The organism is uncultured Streptococcus sp. (assembly GCF_963518475.1).
Lineage (GTDB): Bacteria > Bacillota > Bacilli > Lactobacillales > Streptococcaceae > Streptococcus.
Genome location: NZ_CAUQJA010000002.1, coordinates 92,858 through 109,251, shown reverse-complemented (window position 1 = coordinate 109,251; position 16,394 = coordinate 92,858). Strand labels below are relative to the sequence as shown.

Here is a 16,394-nt window from a genome sequence, read left to right as displayed (position 1 = left end):
GACGTGCGTGGAATTACTGATTTACCTCATCCTATTTTTACTGGTCTTGATTGTCTCAAGTACAACCAATAAGCTCCTGCCCTTTTTGCCTCTCCCTTTGGTGCAAATTCTTTTGGGAATTGTGATTGGTCTCTTTTTACCCAATACCGACTTTCATCTCAATACAGAGTTGTTTTTGGCCCTGGTTATCGGGCCCTTGCTTTTCCGAGAGTCGGAGGAAGCAGATATTACGTCTATTTTAAAACACTGGCGAATCATTGTTTATCTCATATTTCCAGTGATTTTTATCTCGACCTTGAGTTTGGGTGGTTTGGCCCATCTTCTTTGGCTCAGTCTTCCCTTGGCGGCTTGCTTGGCTGTTGGGGCGGCCCTTGGGCCGACGGACTTGGTGGCTTTTGCCTCTCTTTCGGAGCGTTTTAGCTTTCCTAAGCGCGTGTCCAATATCCTTAAAGGTGAAGGACTCTTGAATGATGCATCTGGTTTGGTTGCCTTCCAGGTAGCTTTGACAGCTTGGACAACTGGAGTCTTTTCCCTTGGGCAAGCTAGTAGTTCGCTCATCTTTTCAATCCTAGGCGGTTTTTTGATTGGCTTTTTAACAGCCATGACCAACCGTTTCCTTCACACATTCTTGCTAAGTGTGCGAGCAACGGATATTGCTAGTGAGCTCCTTCTGGAATTGAGTTTGCCCTTGGTAACCTTCTTCCTGGCAGAAGAAGTCCATGTTTCAGGGATTATTGCCGTTGTGGTTGCTGGTATTTTAAAGGCAAGCCGTTTTAAGAAAATTACGCTCCTAGAAGCCCAAGTGGATACGGTAACCGAGACGGTCTGGCACACAGTGAACTTTATGCTCAACGGTTCTGTCTTTGTGATTTTAGGGATGGAGTTGGAAATGATAGCAGAGCCTATCTTGACCAATCCAATCTATAATCCCTTACTGTTATTGCTATCTCTTATAGCCCTTACCTTTGTCCTCTTTGCTATTCGTTTTGTCATGATTTATGGCTATTATGCCTATAGGACTAGACGTCTCAAGAAAAAGCTAAATAAGTATATGAAGGACATGCTTCTTTTGACCTTCTCAGGTGTCAAGGGAACGGTGTCGATTGCTACGATCCTTCTGATACCAAGTAATCTAGAACAGGAGTATCCTCTCTTGCTTTTCCTTGTCGCAGGTGTGACGCTGGTAAGCTTTTTAACAGGCCTCGTGGTTTTGCCTCATCTTTCTGATGAACAGGAAGAAAGCAAGGACTATCTCATGCATATCGCCATTTTGAATGAAGTAACGATAGAGTTGGAAAAAGAGTTGGAAGATACCAGAAATAAGCTCCCTCTCTATGCAGCCATTGACAATTATCATGGACGTATTGAAAATCTTATCCTGAGTCAAGAAAATAAGGGGGCTCAAGAAGACTGGGAGGCCTTAAAACTTCTCATCCTCAGTATTGAAAGTGATGGTTTAGAACAGGCTTACGAAGAGGACAAGATGAGCGAGCGTGCCTATCGAGTCTACCAACGTTATTTGAAAAACATGGAACAAAGTATCAATCGTAAGTTTGCTTCACGAGTGACCTATTATTTCCTTGTTTCCTTGCGGATTTTACGTTTTCTCCTTCACGAAGTCTTTACCTTAGGCAAGACTTTCCGCAGTTGGAAAAATGAAGAATCACAGAAACTCAGAGCCCTTGACTATGATCAAATTGCAGAGCTCTATCTAGAAAATACAGAGATGATTATCGAAAGTCTGGAGAACCTTAAAGGGGTTTATAAGAGTTCTTTAATCAGCTTTATGCAGGATTCTCGTCTCCGAGAAACAGCTATTATTACCAGTGGTGCCTTTGTCGAACGGGTTATCAACCGTGTTAAGCCCAACAATATCGATGAAATGCTGAGAGGCTATTATCTGGAGCGCAAGTTGATTTTCGAATATGAAGAAAAACGATTGATTACGACCAAGTATGCCAAGAAGTTACGACAAAATGTGAATAACTTAGAGAACTATTCTCTGAAGGAAGCTGCCAATACCCTCCCTTATGATATGATGGAATTGGTAAGAAGAAATTAATCAAGATTGTAAGTGAAGGAGTGTGACATGAAGAAGTGGTGGAAAGAGCTGATAGACAAACCTTTATTAAAAGCTTTTTTGCATTATTATCAAGCATCAGATAGTGAGTTGACCAGTGTCGCAGTGGCCTACTATTGGTTGATTTCGATTTTCCCCCTGCTTTTGGTGGTGGTCAATATCCTCCCTTATTTTCAGATTCCAGTTTCTAATTTTTTAAAGGTTGTCAATGAATTCTTGCCGGATAGCATGTATGATGTGGTGGCAAAGATTATTACAGAAGTGCTGACCCAACCGTCAACGGGCTTATTGAGTTTTGCGGTTTTGTCAGCCCTCTGGACCTTTTCAAAATCCATGAATTTCCTACAGAAAGCCTTTAATAAAGCTTACGGAGTAGCAAAAAATCGTGGAATGATTTCCCATCAGCTCATGAGTTTGTTTGTCAGTTTTGGCTTGCAGATTCTATTTGCCTTAGCTCTATTTCTCAGTGTCTTTGGGCGAATGCTTCTAAACCTTATCAAGAGCTACTGGGAATCGGATAGTCCTCTCTTTGATTATCTGCAAGACCTAACAGGCCCCCTGGTCTATGCTTTGATTTTCGCTATCTTGATCATGCTTTATTATTTCTTACCTAATATTAAGGTCCGACGAATTCGCTCTGTATTACCAGGTAGTGCCTTTGTTTTATTGACTCTGGTCTTACTACTTAATATCTTTTCAGTCTATGTCAACAATTATGTCAATCACCTAGTGGATGTCCGTTTTTTCAGTTCCGTCGTGGTGGTGGTCATGATGTTCTGGTTTATTCTCATCGCTAAGATTTTAATTGTCGGCGCGGTGATAAATGCCAGTGTTCAGAGTTTGAAAGATCCGAGCTTTAGAATAAATTAATTCATTTTTTATCCATAACAAAACGCATAACATGAAAATTCCACGAGGTCAACTATAGTCAGAAAGCTGAACAACAAGCCAAAACGCCCCAAAAAGGCGGCAAAAAGCAAGCACCTGCAAGCAACGTGCCGAAATGGTCAAATCCTGATTATGTCAACGAATTAGACCCAAAAATCGTTGATATGCTAGTAGAATTTCACAAGTCACAAGGCACTTTGGAAACTCCCGAGGCGCAAGCAGAAATCGCCCAAAAACGTGAAGAAATCGAGCAAAGGAGAGCTGAGCTTGAGGATAAAAAACAAGAGCTTTTGAACCGCTTGAACAAATAGAGTTTCGCAAGTATTATGCTTACAAATTACTTGAGCAATTAACTAAAATATAAACCCTGCCTTTATATCTAGGCAGGGTTTATATTTTAGAAATTCACGTAGGTTGTTTCGGTTTTTACATACCCAGTATAGTCTGAGTTTCTATAGTATTCAGTGATAAACTTCCATTTTCTTTGAGCAACATGGATATAAGTACTTGTTATGTAGTATGGATATGGGCTTTGTGAATCCAAGTAAGACTGATAAGCTTGTATACCAAAATATGCTCCACCAATTATTGTACCCCATGGACCCCCCAATAGAGCACCTATCTTACCAATCATATAACTTATTCCAGCACCAATCATGAAGTTAGCGAATGTGTTGGCTTCTTTATTCCCATGTATTGTGTTGACGTAATTCCAAACATTAGGATCGTATGATCTAAAAGATATATTTAGATCGATTTCATTCTTTTGATAAGCCATATAAAATGACCCATTGATATAGACGCCATCAGCACGTCGTTCAATAGTGTCTACATTTCCATTTGGATTGACCACCTCAAGAACTTCATCACTTAAAATATTTACTTGCGTATCTCCGAACCGCACTGATGAGCCATTCTCAAACTGAGCCTCACCAGATACAACTTTAGAGTTTGCCGATAAGCTATCATCAGCAAAAACAACAAGCGACGGGGAAATGCTAGACATACAGAAAACAGACATAACTAGCAAACACATGCATTTAAACATCTTAGACATAACGGAAACTCCTTTGTATTTTTGATTTTTTTCAACTTTTGTTATACAATAAAACCAAATAAAAAGAAAGCGGTAACAATATGCTTAATGTGAAAATTTTTTATATATTTTTATTTTTGATCGTTGTCGAAACTACAGGCTTGTTGTTGTTGAAAAACGGTCTTGAAAGAGGTTATTTAGATACAGGAGCTATCATCCTTGCAGTTTTTTCATTTGCTTTTTACAACCTATGTTCATTCGGTTGGGTCTACTTTACAATAAAAAACCATAAAAAATAAATAGACGTATTTTCAAAAAAAGATTACATATTTATCTTGGTAAAACGACGATTTAAATCGTCGTTTTTTTGTATAACTCCCCCTGAAATTTATTTTAATTATGCAAATTTCACGTATTTTTGGTGCTGAGACAATGATTCTGAGAGCTTTTCAGACTTTTTTGCGACTGTCTAATCATTAGAAAAGCTTAGAGCACCAAAGGATAATACCTGATAATATGCGCTTTTTGATTGTGAAAATTAGTAGATAAACATGGCATCGCCAAAACTAAAGAAGCGGTAGTGTTCTTGGATAGCATGGTGGTAGGCATCTAAGACTAATTCGCGACCTGCAAAGGCAGAAACCAACATGACCAGAGTTGATTTTGGCAGGTGGAAGTTGGTTGAGAAGGCATCCACAACCTTCCATTCATAGCCAGGTTTGATAAAGATATTGGTCCAGCCAGAATCTGCTTGGATTTGTCCATCAAACTTGGAACCAATAGTTTCCAAGGTGCGGATAGAAGTGGTTCCGACAGCAATAACACGACCACCATTTTCCTTAACAGAGCGAAGAGTGGCAGCCGCTTCCTCAGAAAGTTGGTAGAATTCTGAGTGCATTTCATGTTCGTCCAGATTGTCAACAGAAACTGGTCTAAAGGTTCCGAGCCCGACATGAAGAGTCAGATAAACCAGATGAACTCCTTTAGCTTGGATTTCTGCCAGCAGTTCTTTGGTAAAGTGCAGTCCAGCAGTAGGTGCTGCAGCAGAGCCACTTTCCTTGGCGTAAACGGTTTGATAACGTTCACGGTCATCCAGTTTTTCGTGGATATAAGGTGGTAATGGCATTTCTCCCAGACTTTCCAAAACTTCTAGGAAAATTCCTTGGTATTCAAAGCGGACAATGCGGCCCCCGTGGGTCAATTCTTCCGTAACGACAGCGCTGAGGCGACCATCACCAAAGCTGACACGAGTACCAATCTTGAGGCGTTTGGCAGGTTTAGCCAGAACTTCCCACTCATCCCCAGCAGTATTTTTGAGTAGGAGCAGTTCCACATGGCCTCCTGTTTCTTCCTTTTGACCATAGAGGCGGGCAGGTAGAACGCGGGTGTCGTTCATGACAAGGGCATCACCAGGTTCCAGCATATCAATAATAGAGTGGAAGTGTTTATCCTGCATTTCTCCCGTTTCACGATTGACGATGAGGAGTTTAGAGGCATCTCGTTTTTCAAGGGGTGTTTGGGCAATCAATTCCTCAGGTAAGTGGAAATCAAAATCAGCTGTATTCATATATCTGTTCATTCTTTCTAAGTTCTAATCTTATCCATTATAACATGTTTCAAGTTTGGACGCTCTTTTTTTGAAAATTAAATCGTTTTCACTTGACAAAAATTGGTCTATACCATATAATAAATATAGATTGAAACGGAGGATAAAAAGATGAAAGTTATTAAAGTTGAAAACCAAATCGAAGGTGGAAAAGTTGCTTTTGAGATTTTGAAGGAAAAATTGGCCAATGGAGCTCAAACACTAGGACTTGCGACAGGAAGTAGCCCACTTGAATTTTACAAGGAAATTGTTGAGAGTGACCTTGATTTTTCAAATCTAATCAGTGTCAACCTTGATGAGTATGTAGGACTTGATGGAGACAATCCACAGTCTTATCGTTACTTCATGCAAGAAAACTTGTTCAACCAAAAACCATTTAAAGAAAGTTTCTTGCCTCGTGGGGTTAAGGATCATGCTGAAGCTGAAGTTGAACGCTACAACCAAATTTTGGCTGACCATCCAGTGGATCTTCAAATCTTGGGAATCGGTCGCAATGGACATATCGGCTTTAATGAGCCTGGTACTCCATTTGACAGTCAAACACATCTAGTAGAACTTGACCAGTCTACTATCGAAGCCAATGCGCGCTTCTTTGACAAGATTGAAGATGTTCCAACTCAAGCCATTTCAATGGGAATTAAAAACATCTTGGATGCCAAGTCAATTATTCTCTTTGCTTACGGTGAGTCGAAAGCAGAAGCCATTGCTGGAACAGTATCAGGCCCAGTGACTGAGCACCTCCCAGCAAGTAGCCTACAAAACCACCCTGATGTGACGATTATTGCAGATGCTGAGGCACTAAGCTTACTTGAAAAGTAAAAATACAAGAACCACTTGCTCTTTGGAGTAAGTGGTTTTAGACATATAAAACTTCAACATTACGTTAGGGGGGCACATGAATAGTAAAGAAGAATTTCTAAAAGTAAAAGAAGCGTATAAGAGCGCTAGAACGGAAGAAAGAAAAAGTATAATAGGATTCATTACAAAAAAGAAAGATAAGGAGGGGAATTCTCTTTTTACTAAGTCAAAAGATAAACCATATACCACAAGAAATCAATATTCAGGAGGCAGAGGAAATAACAAGTACACCTCGGGTAGTAGATTATCTAGGCCATATGATTTATCAAATCACATGTGGATTGATTTGTCATATAAAGGAAATGACATCTTAATCTCTTTACAGTCTTTTGATATTGATCCAAATAGTAAAGAACTTCACGTCTTATATGATAGAATAGGCATCTTATTTGAACAATCTAAAAAAATTCCAATTTTTAAAGATTGCTATACAATAACTAAAGTCAGTGATGCTTTTCTTAAAATGGAAACAACAAACTGGGAATTACCTTTATCTGAAGCAGATATGGAGGAGATGGTGAACTATATTATTAATCATTATGAAGAATAAAAAACTTAGTTTCCTCTTGACAATTATTCCTTTTACGTGTAAAATAGAATAGATCTTGAACTTGAAGGGAGTGAAAAAAATGTCTAAAACAGTAGTACGTAAGAATGAATCTCTTGACGACGCACTTCGTCGTTTCAAACGTGCGGTTACTAAAGCTGGTACTCTTCAAGAAACACGCAAACGTGAATTCTATGAAAAACCTTCTGTAAAACGTAAACGTAAATCAGAAGCAGCTCGTAAACGTAAAAAATTCTAATTGAAATGAAAGGCTGGAGAAATCTAGTCTTTTTCTTTTAATACTCTTCGAAAATCAAATTCAAACCACGTCAACGTCGCCTTGCCGTACTCAAGTACAGCCTGCGGCTAGTTTCCTAGTTTGCTCTTTGATTTTCATTGAGTATAAATAAATACTCCAAAGCCTGCAAAAATCTCTAATATACTCCTACAATTTGATATAATAGAGAGAAGAACTCATTTGAAGGAGGAAATGATGTCGGTTTTAGTAAAAGAAGTGATTGAAAAGCTTAGACTAGACATTGTCTATGGCGAACCAGAATTGCTTGAAAAGGAAATCAATACAGCGGACATTACGCGACCTGGTCTTGAAATGACGGGCTATTTTGACTATTATACGCCTGAGCGAATCCAGCTCTTGGGAATGAAGGAGTGGTCCTACCTCGTTTCGATGTCCTCTCACAACCGTTACCAAGTCTTGAAAAAAATGTTTCTACCTGAGACACCTGCGGTTATTGTTGCCCGTGGTTTGGTGGTTCCGGAGGAAATGTTAAAGGCAGCCAGAGAATGTAAGATTGCCATCTTAACTAGTCGTACAGCAACCAGTCGTTTATCTGGAGAGTTATCTAGCTATCTGGATTCTCGTTTGGCAGAACGTACCAGTGTGCACGGGGTCTTGATGGATATCTATGGGATGGGTGTCTTGATTCAGGGCGATAGTGGCATCGGTAAGAGTGAGACAGGTCTAGAGCTTGTCAAACGTGGCCACCGCTTGGTAGCTGATGACCGTGTCGATATCTTTGCCAAGGATGAGATTACTCTTTGGGGTGAACCAGCTGAAATCTTGAGACACCTGATTGAAATTCGTGGGGTTGGGATTATCGATGTTATGAGCCTCTATGGTGCGAGTGCTGTCAAGGACTCTTCACAAGTCCAGCTGGCTGTTTATTTGGAAAATTACGATACACATAAGACCTTTGATCGTCTTGGAAACAATGCTGAAGAATTAGAAATTGCTGGCGTATCTATTCCGCGTATCCGTATTCCAGTTAAAACAGGTCGTAATATCTCTGTCGTGATTGAGGCTGCTGCCATGAATTATCGTGCCAAGGAAATGGGCTTTGATGCGACGCGTTTGTTCGAAGAACGCTTGACCAATCTCATTGCTCAAAACGAGGTGCCTAATGCTTGATCCAATTGCTATTCATCTAGGCCCTCTAGCCATTCGTTGGTATGCATTGTGTATTGTGACAGGCTTGATTCTTGCGGTTTATTTGACCATGAAAGAAGCACCTAGAAAGAAGATCATACCAGACGATATTTTAGATTTTATCTTGATAGCCTTTCCCTTGGCTATTTTAGGAGCTCGTCTCTACTATGTTATTTTCCGTTTTGATTACTATAGTCAGAACTTGGGAGAGATTTTTGCCATTTGGAATGGTGGTTTGGCCATTTATGGTGGTTTGATAACTGGTGCCCTTGTGCTCTACATCTTTGCTGATCGTAAACTCATCAATACTTGGGATTTTCTAGACATTGCTGCGCCTAGCGTCATGATTGCCCAAAGTTTGGGGCGCTGGGGTAATTTCTTTAACCAAGAAGCTTATGGTGCAGCGGTGGATAATTTGGATTATCTACCTGGCTTTATCCGCGACCAGATGTATATTGAGGGAAGTTACCGTCAACCGACCTTCCTTTATGAGTCTCTATGGAATCTACTTGGATTTGCTTTGATTTTGATATTCAGACGAAAATGGAAGAGCCTTAGACAAGGTCATATCACTGCTTTCTACTTGATTTGGTATGGTTTCGGTCGTATGGTTATTGAAGGCATGCGAACAGATAGCCTCATGTTCTTTGGTCTTCGAGTGTCTCAATGGCTATCAGTTGTCCTTATCGGACTGGGTATTTTTATCATTCTATATCAAAATCGAAAGAAGGCCCCTTACTATATTTCAGAGGAGGAAAACTAAATGTTAGAAGTTGCATATATTCTTGTTGCCCTAGCTTTGATTGTCTTTTTAGTCTATCTAATCATTACTGTACAAAAGCTTGGACGTGTTATCGATGAAACAGAGAAGACGATTAAAACCTTAACTTCAGATGTGGATGTGACCTTGCATCATACCAATGAATTGCTGTCTAAGGTCAATGTCTTGGCAGATGATATCAATGTCAAAGTAGCAACGATTGATCCACTCTTTAGTGCTGTTGCAGATTTATCTCTATCTGTTTCCGACCTCAATGACCATGCGCGTGTCTTGAGCAAGAAAGCTTCATCAGCTGGTTCAAAAACACTCAAGACTGGTGCAAGTCTGTCAGCTCTACGTGTCGCAAGTAAATTTTTCAAAAAATAAAAAAGGAGAATTCTTATGGGTAAACTATCCTCAATCCTTTTAGGAACCGTTTCAGGTGCAGCTCTTGCCTTGTTTTTAACAAGCGATAAGGGCAAACAAGTTTGCAGTCAGGCTCAAGATTTTCTAGATGATTTGAGAGAAGATCCTGAGTATGCCAAGGAGCAGGTCTGTGAAAAACTAACAGAAGTCAAGGAGCAGGCTACAGATTTTGTTCTTAAAACCAAAGAACAGGTTGAGTCAGGTGAAGTTACTGTGGACAGTGTACTTGCTCAAGCCAAATCATGTGCTCGTCAAGCGACAGAAGCATCAAAAGCTCGATTCAATAATCTCAAGGAGCAATGGCAAGAAAAGGCCGAAATTCTTGATGAATCAGAAGAGATTGTTATTGACATAACAGAAGAATAAACCATCACCATCTCTGGACGGACTATGTATCTGGGGATGGTGATTTTTTTCTCCTAGCCTGTCTTTGTGGTATAATAAGTACTATGCAGAAAAAACCAACGTCAGCCTATGTGCACATCCCGTTTTGTACCCAGATTTGTTATTATTGTGACTTTTCAAAAGTTTTTATCAAGAATCAGCCGGTAGATAGTTATTTGGAACATCTGTTAGAAGAGTTTCAATCTTATGATATTCAAAAGTTGAGAACCCTCTATATCGGTGGTGGCACACCGACAGCTTTGTCAGCTTCGCAACTGGAGGTGTTATTGAAGGGCTTGACTAAAAACTTGGACTTGTCTGTCTTAGAAGAGTTGACCATTGAAGCCAATCCAGGCGACTTGGATGCAGATAAGATAGCTGTTTTGAAAAACTCGGCTGTCAATCGTGTTTCGCTAGGTGTGCAGACCTTTGATGATAAGATGCTGAAAAAGATTGGGCGCAGTCATTTGGAGAAGGATATTTATGAAAATATCGACCGTCTGAAACTGGCTGGTTTTGACAATATCTCTATTGATTTGATTTATGCACTGCCTGGTCAGACCATGGAGCAGGTCAAGGAAAATGTGGCTAAGGCCATTGGACTTGATATTCCCCATATGAGTTTGTATAGCTTGATTTTGGAAAATCATACGGTCTTTATGAACCGTATGCGACGAGGGAAATTGCCTCTGCCTAAGGAGGAACTGGAAGCGGAGATGTTTGAGTACATCATTGCAGAGCTGGAGCGAGCTGGTTTTGAGCATTATGAGATTTCCAATTTCTCAAAGCCTGGTTTTGAAAGTCGCCATAATCTCATGTACTGGGACAATGCTGAATACTATGGCATCGGTGCTGGGGCATCTGGTTATGTCAATGGAGTGCGCTATAAGAATCATGGTCCCATTCGTCATTATCTCAATGCAGTTGAGGAAGGCAATGCTCGGATCACAGAAGAACACCTGAGTCAAAAGGAGCAAATGGAAGAGGAAATGTTCTTGGGCCTCCGCAAGAAATCAGGAGTCTCCATGGCGCGATTTGAGGAAAAGTTTGGCCGGTCTTTCGATGGTCTTTATGGAGAAATTGTCAGAGACTTGGTTCAACAAGGTCTCATGCAAATAGATGGTGATCGCGTGCGCATGACAAAAAGAGGTCTCTTTTTAGGAGACACCGTAGCAGAACGATTTATTTTGGAGTAGGATGATGGGCTTAACTTATCAAATGAAAATGAAAATTCCTTTTGATATGGCTGATATGAACGGTCATATCAAGATTCCAGATGTGATTTTGCTGTCTCTGCAAGTTTCAGGGATGCAGTCGATTGAGTTGGGAGTTAGTGATAAGGTCATTTTGGAGGACTATAATCTGGTCTGGATTATCACAGAATACGATATTGAGGTGGTTCGTTTGCCTCGTTTTGCGGAAGAAATTACTATTGAAACGGAAGCACTGAGCTACAATCGACTCTTTTGCTACCGTCGCTTTACCATTTATGATGAAGCAGGTCAGGAACTCATCCACATGATGGCGACCTTTGTTCTCATGGACCGCGACAGTCGAAAAGTCCATGCTGTCGAACCTGAGATTGTGGCTCCTTACCAGTCTGATTTTGATAAAAAGCTTATCCGTGGGCCAAAGTATGAGTCATTGAACGAGCCAATCAGCAAGGATTACCATGTCCGTTTTTACGATTTGGATATGAATGGTCATGTCAATAACAGTAAATACTTGGACTGGATTTTTGAGGTTATGGGAGCTGATTTTTTGACCCAATATATTCCCAAGAAAATCAATCTCAAGTATGTCAAGGAAGTTCGACCAGGTGGGGTGATTACATCGGCTGTTGAACGGACTGGACTGGAAAGCAAGCATGAGATCACAAGCGACGGGGCTACCAATGCCCAAGCCATCATCACTTGGCAAGAAATAAAAAAGGTTTAGAGTAAAAGTATGAAATATAAAGGCTATTTAATTGATTTAGATGGAACGATTTATAAGGGGAAAGACCGAATTCCAGCAGGGGAGGCTTTTATCCATGAATTGCAAAAGCGGGACATTCCCTATCTTTTTGTGACCAACAATACAACCCGCACTCCAGAGAGTGTTCAGGAGATGTTGGCTCAGAATTTTAATATCGATACGCCCCTATTGACTGTCTACACAGCGACTTTGGCGACTATCGACTATATGAACGACTTGGGGCTTGAAAAGACGGTATATGTTATCGGAGAATCAGGTCTCAAAGAAGCCATCAAGGCGGCTGGTTATGTGGAAGACAAGAGAAATCCTGCCTATGTGGTAGTTGGACTGGACTGGCAAGTGGACTATGAAAAATTTGCCACAGCAACTCTTGCTATTCAAAAAGGCGCTCACTTTATCGGAACCAATCCTGACCTCAACATCCCAACAGAACGAGGGCTTTTGCCGGGGGCTGGTTCACTGATTACCCTTCTTGAAGTGGCAACACGAGTGAAGCCTGTTTATATTGGGAAACCAAATGCCATCATTATGGATAAGGCGGTTGAGCACTTAGGTTTGGAACGTGAAGAGTTAATCATGGTCGGGGACAACTATTTAACAGATATCCGAGCAGGGATTGACAATGGCATTCCAACGCTCTTGGTGACGACAGGTTTTACCAAGGCAGAAGAAGTAGCAGACCTGCCAATCGCACCGACTCATGTGGTTTCTAGTCTTGCGGAGTGGAACTTTGATGAAAACTAAACTGACCTTTTGGAGCTCTATGCTCTTTCTCCTCTCCCTCTCAATCCTTTTGACCATTTATTTGGCTTGGATTTTTTATCCGCTGGAAATTCAGTGGCTGAATTTAACAGATCGGGTCTATTTAAAACCAGAAACCATTCAGTACAACTTTCATATCTTGATGAATTATCTGACCAATCCATTTAGTCAGGTCCTAGAGATGCCAGATTTTCGTTCGTCAGCTGCTGGGCTACACCACTTTGCAGTGGTCAAGAACCTCTTTCACCTGGTTCAGCTAGTAGCTTTAGTGACACTGCCAAGTTTTTACGTCTTTGTCAATAGGATTGTGAAAAAGGGCTTTTTATCTCTATTTAGTAAAGGGCTTCTGACTCTAGTGGTCTTGCCTTTGCTGATTGGTCTTGGGGGAGTTTTGATTGGTTTTGACCAATTCTTTACCCTTTTCCATCAAATTCTCTTTGTGGGAGATGATACCTGGCTTTTTGATCCAGCCAAGGATCCTGTTATTCTGATTTTGCCAGAGACCTTCTTCCTTCATACCTTCCTCCTCTTTTTTGTCCTCTATGAAAGCTTCTTTGGCTTTTTGTACCTGAAAAGTCTTAGGAAATAATACTAAAGATGTTCTTATTTTGAGTAAATAAGTTAGGTATGTGATTCGAAACTATTGTCAAGAGTGAATTAACTAAATCTACCTTACCTCAATCGTTCGCAAACAGTCTATTTTTCTTGAAAAAATAGGCTTTTTTTCTAAAAATCTCTAGTCAAGCGCTTTATTTTTTTGTATAATAGAATTAGCAAAGTATAGATAAGAAGAGAAAAGCATGATTACACTATTTCTATCACCGAGCTGTACTTCATGTCGTAAGGCAAAGGCCTGGTTAGAAAAACATAAGGTGCCCTTTGAGGAACACAATATTATGACCAGTCCTTTAACAAGAAAAGAATTGCAACACATCCTTTCCTTGACCGAAAATGGTACTGATGACATCATTTCAACTCGTTCAAAAATTTTTCAAAAATTGAATATTGATGTAGAGAGTATCTCGGTATCGGAATTGCTTCATTTAATTGAGCAGTATCCAAGTCTTTTGCGTCGTCCAATTATTATTGATGCCAAACGTATGCAAATTGGTTTTAATGAAGATGAGATTCGTGCTTTTCTCCCTCGTAGTTACCGTAAGCAAGAACTAAAAGAAGCAAGAATGAGAGCTGGTATTAGTTAATGAACAAACAGTATAGTTACCCACTAGATTTGTCGTGGAGCACTGAAGAACTTGCTTCAGTGCTTTCTTTTTTTAATGATGTTGAAGCTGCCTATGAGGGCAAGGTAGAGGCTAAAAAGTTACTGGACTCCTATAAGAGATTCAAAGCGGTCGTGCCAAGCAAGAGCGAAGAGAAACGTTTGGGACGAGAATTTGAAACAGTGAGTGGCTATTCGCTTTACCGAGCAGTTCAGACTGCCAAGGAAAAAGTGGAAGGGAAGATTTCTCTTGGAAAGTAAATTTGAATTTGCCAAAGAGCTTGTTAAGAGAGCGGGCCAGTACATCCTTGACCATATGCAGGAAGACTTGCGTGTTGAAACCAAGTCCTCTCCAACAGATTTGGTGACCAAACTGGACAAGGAAGTTCAGGAACTCTTGGTTGGTGAGATTTTGTCCCGTTATCCTGAGGATAAGATTTGCGCTGAAGAAGGTTGTCTGCGAGCCTCGGTTCAAGAGGGAAAGGTTTGGGTCATTGATCCCATTGATGGGACCAATAATTTTGTCGCCCAGCAGGAAGATTTTGCTGTCATGATGGCTTATTTTGAAAATGGTCAAGGCCAGTTTGGTCTGATTTATGATGTGGTCAAAGGGGATTGTTACCACGGTGGTGGAGCCTTTCCAGTTTGTCTAAATGAAAAGCCTCTAGCTCCCTTTAAAGCAAAACCACTTGGAGATTTTCTGATTGCAGGGAATAGTGGTATGCTGGAAACCAATGAATGGGGTCTGGCTGATTTGGGTCGAGCGGTCCTCGGTGTACGTGTCTATGGGAGTGCGGCCATTAGTTTTGCCAAGATTTTGTCAGGGCATTTGTTGACCTATGTCACTTATCTGCAACCATGGGATTATGCTGCTGCTAGTATTTTAGGGGAAAGTCTGGGCTATCGGGTGGTGACCCTATCTGGTGAAACTCCTAATTTTCAAACCAGACAGCCGGTCATGATGTTACCTCTTGAGATGCAGGAGGAAATTCAGTCCTATATTTACGAAAGGAAAAGAACTTAAATGCAATTTCCAGAAGGATTTGTTGAAAAATATGAAGAGATACTAGGAGATGAGGCAAGAGATTTTCTTGCCTCTTTTGAGGAGGAAGCGGTTTCTGCCTTTCGGGTCAATCCTTTAAAAGAAGCGCCAGTTTCCTTTCCTGATGCCATTCCTCAAACACCTTGGGGCCACTATGGTAAGGTTTCAGGGAAATCGTCTGAACATGCTACTGGTTTGGTTTATTCGCAAGAACCTGCTGCCCAGATGGTTGCTCAGGTAGCCCAGCCCAGTCCTGGTATGAAAGTCTTGGATTTGGCCGCTGCACCGGGTGGAAAATCAACTCAGCTGGCAGCCTATCTAGCAGGGGAGGGTCTCCTTGTTTCCAATGAAATTTCAAGCAAACGGGCTAAGATTTTAGTAGAAAACATGGAGCGCTTTGGAGCGACAAATGTCGTGGTGACCAATGAATCTGCTGACCGCTTGGCCAAGGTTTTTAAGGGCTATTTTGACCTCATTGTCCTTGATGCCCCTTGCTCTGGTGAAGGGATGTTTCGTAAGCAACCAGATGCTATGGACTATTGGAGCTTAGATTATCCGAGTCAATGTGCTAGCTTGCAAAGAGAAATTCTGGAAGATGCAGTAACCATGCTAGCTGAAGGTGGTCGCTTGGTTTATTCAACCTGTACCTGGGCCCCTGAGGAAAACGAAGAGATTGTTAATTGGCTGCTGGAAGAGTATGATTTTGATTTGCTGCCAGTAGAGCATATCAATGGAATGGTAGCTGGAATTGACCTGCCAGAAACGGCTCGGATGTACCCACATCAGTTTAAGGGAGAAGGTCAGTTTGTCGCCCATTTACAATTTAAAGGAGAAAATACAGCACCTAAATGTAAGGCAAGTAAGAGTAATCTCAGTCGTGAACAAGTTGTCTTGTGGCAGGAATTTGCCCAAAAACATTTGAAGGTCAATCTACAGGGAATCTTGCAGACTTTTGGGGACCAACTCTATCTCCTGCCAGAACTCTTACCAGATTTAGGGAAACTCAAGATTGCTCGGAATGGCATTCATCTAGGGACCTTTAAGAAGAAACGCTTTGAGCCTAGTTTTGCTCTTGGTCTAGCCTTGAAACCGAGTCAGGTCAAGCAGTCGGTTGAAATTGACCAAGAGGCGTTTGTAAAGTATGCGACTGGAGAGACTGTTCAGCTGGCAGAAAGTCTGCCAAATGGTTGGTACCAAGTTTTGGTTCAAGACAATGGGTTGGGCTTTGCTAAGGTGACTGGAAATGTTTTGAAAAATTATTTTCCAAAAGGCCTCAGATTCAAGTGAAAATGCTAGTCAAAGTAGCTTGTCTATGTTATAGTGGAAGTATGGATTTTTTTCAAATTGTCTTTCATTTTAAGT

The 16,394-nt window shown here is 40.9% G+C and carries 20 protein-coding genes; 18 read left to right on the top strand and 2 right to left on the bottom strand.

The features are described 5' to 3' along the window. The first annotated feature begins 7 nt into the window (after positions 1 to 7). From RYK12_RS01520 to RYK12_RS01510, 3 genes are all read left to right on the top strand, one after another. On the top strand, positions 8 to 2,062 hold the full coding sequence (locus RYK12_RS01520; protein WP_314846567.1) for a sodium:proton antiporter: 2,055 nt from the start codon (positions 8 to 10) through the stop codon (positions 2,060 to 2,062). 27 nt (positions 2,063 to 2,089) lie between these two features. After that, positions 2,090 to 2,950 (top strand): YihY/virulence factor BrkB family protein, encoded by an 861-nt coding sequence (locus RYK12_RS01515; RefSeq protein WP_314846566.1) that lies wholly within the window; start codon positions 2,090 to 2,092, stop codon positions 2,948 to 2,950. Between the two features lie 125 nt (positions 2,951 to 3,075). Next, a complete protein-coding gene (locus RYK12_RS01510) occupies positions 3,076 to 3,279 on the top strand; it encodes a hypothetical protein (RefSeq protein WP_001127305.1) in 204 nt (67 codons plus the stop codon). 86 nt (positions 3,280 to 3,365) lie between these two features. Here the strand turns inward: RYK12_RS01510 and RYK12_RS01505 are convergent, their stop codons facing one another. Together RYK12_RS01505 and queA are read right to left on the bottom strand one after the other, a co-directional pair. Continuing rightward, on the bottom strand, positions 3,366 to 3,974 hold the full coding sequence (locus RYK12_RS01505) for a hypothetical protein (RefSeq protein WP_314846599.1): 609 nt from the start codon (positions 3,972 to 3,974) through the stop codon (positions 3,366 to 3,368). 568 nt (positions 3,975 to 4,542) lie between these two features. Further along, complete coding sequence (gene queA, locus RYK12_RS01500; protein ID WP_004255765.1) at positions 4,543 to 5,571, bottom strand: tRNA preQ1(34) S-adenosylmethionine ribosyltransferase-isomerase QueA; 1,029 nt, start codon at positions 5,569 to 5,571, stop codon at positions 4,543 to 4,545. Positions 5,572 to 5,721: 150 nt separating this feature from the next. Between queA and RYK12_RS01495 the strand changes: the two genes are divergently transcribed. The 15 genes from RYK12_RS01495 (at position 5,722) to RYK12_RS01425 (ending at position 16,319) form a co-directional block, all read left to right on the top strand. After that, a complete protein-coding gene (locus tag RYK12_RS01495) occupies positions 5,722 to 6,429 on the top strand; it encodes a glucosamine-6-phosphate deaminase (protein WP_314846564.1) in 708 nt (235 codons plus the stop codon). A gap of 76 nt (positions 6,430 to 6,505) precedes the next feature. Further along, positions 6,506 to 7,018: a hypothetical protein gene (locus RYK12_RS01490; protein ID WP_269793195.1), complete on the top strand. Its 513-nt coding sequence runs from the start codon at positions 6,506 to 6,508 to the stop codon at positions 7,016 to 7,018. 79 nt (positions 7,019 to 7,097) lie between these two features. Then, positions 7,098 to 7,274 carry a 30S ribosomal protein S21 gene (gene rpsU / locus RYK12_RS01485; protein WP_000048054.1) on the top strand — a complete coding sequence of 59 codons (177 nt, stop codon included), beginning with the start codon at positions 7,098 to 7,100 and terminating at the stop codon, positions 7,272 to 7,274. Between the two features lie 234 nt (positions 7,275 to 7,508). Then, entirely contained in the window at positions 7,509 to 8,444 is a 936-nt protein-coding gene (gene hprK / locus RYK12_RS01480; RefSeq protein WP_314846562.1) for an HPr(Ser) kinase/phosphatase, read from the top strand. Beyond that, positions 8,437 to 9,225, top strand: coding sequence for a prolipoprotein diacylglyceryl transferase (gene lgt, locus RYK12_RS01475; protein WP_060628595.1), 789 nt, complete (start codon positions 8,437 to 8,439; stop codon positions 9,223 to 9,225). The genes hprK and lgt overlap by 8 nt, the downstream gene beginning before the upstream one ends. Then, the gene (locus RYK12_RS01470; RefSeq protein WP_000895046.1) at positions 9,226 to 9,609 is read left to right on the top strand and encodes a DUF948 domain-containing protein; all 384 of its coding nucleotides are present in this window, start codon (positions 9,226 to 9,228) and stop codon (positions 9,607 to 9,609) included. Between the two features lie 15 nt (positions 9,610 to 9,624). Beyond that, entirely contained in the window at positions 9,625 to 10,014 is a 390-nt protein-coding gene (locus tag RYK12_RS01465; RefSeq protein WP_261141655.1) for a YtxH domain-containing protein, read from the top strand. A gap of 83 nt (positions 10,015 to 10,097) precedes the next feature. Continuing rightward, positions 10,098 to 11,228 carry a radical SAM family heme chaperone HemW gene (hemW, locus tag RYK12_RS01460; protein WP_314846559.1) on the top strand — a complete coding sequence of 377 codons (1,131 nt, stop codon included), beginning with the start codon at positions 10,098 to 10,100 and terminating at the stop codon, positions 11,226 to 11,228. 4 nt (positions 11,229 to 11,232) lie between these two features. Continuing rightward, positions 11,233 to 11,970 carry an acyl-[acyl-carrier-protein] thioesterase gene (locus RYK12_RS01455; RefSeq protein WP_314846557.1) on the top strand — a complete coding sequence of 246 codons (738 nt, stop codon included), beginning with the start codon at positions 11,233 to 11,235 and terminating at the stop codon, positions 11,968 to 11,970. Positions 11,971 to 11,979: 9 nt separating this feature from the next. Beyond that, a complete protein-coding gene (locus tag RYK12_RS01450; RefSeq protein ID WP_314846556.1) occupies positions 11,980 to 12,753 on the top strand; it encodes a TIGR01457 family HAD-type hydrolase in 774 nt (257 codons plus the stop codon). Then, positions 12,743 to 13,360: a TIGR01906 family membrane protein gene (locus RYK12_RS01445; protein ID WP_314846554.1), complete on the top strand. Its 618-nt coding sequence runs from the start codon at positions 12,743 to 12,745 to the stop codon at positions 13,358 to 13,360. The genes RYK12_RS01450 and RYK12_RS01445 overlap by 11 nt, the downstream gene beginning before the upstream one ends. Positions 13,361 to 13,571: 211 nt before the next feature. Beyond that, entirely contained in the window at positions 13,572 to 13,973 is a 402-nt protein-coding gene (locus RYK12_RS01440) for a Spx/MgsR family RNA polymerase-binding regulatory protein (protein ID WP_000631255.1), read from the top strand. Beyond that, positions 13,973 to 14,251, top strand: a complete 279-nt coding sequence (locus RYK12_RS01435) for a UPF0223 family protein (RefSeq protein ID WP_314846552.1) — start codon at positions 13,973 to 13,975, stop codon at positions 14,249 to 14,251. The genes RYK12_RS01440 and RYK12_RS01435 overlap by 1 nt, the downstream gene beginning before the upstream one ends. Further along, complete coding sequence (locus RYK12_RS01430; protein WP_314846550.1) at positions 14,241 to 15,014, top strand: inositol monophosphatase family protein; 774 nt, start codon at positions 14,241 to 14,243, stop codon at positions 15,012 to 15,014. The genes RYK12_RS01435 and RYK12_RS01430 overlap by 11 nt, the downstream gene beginning before the upstream one ends. Continuing rightward, positions 15,015 to 16,319, top strand: a complete 1,305-nt coding sequence (locus tag RYK12_RS01425) for an RsmF rRNA methyltransferase first C-terminal domain-containing protein (protein WP_314846549.1) — start codon at positions 15,015 to 15,017, stop codon at positions 16,317 to 16,319. The last annotated feature ends 75 nt before the right edge of the window (positions 16,320 to 16,394 follow it).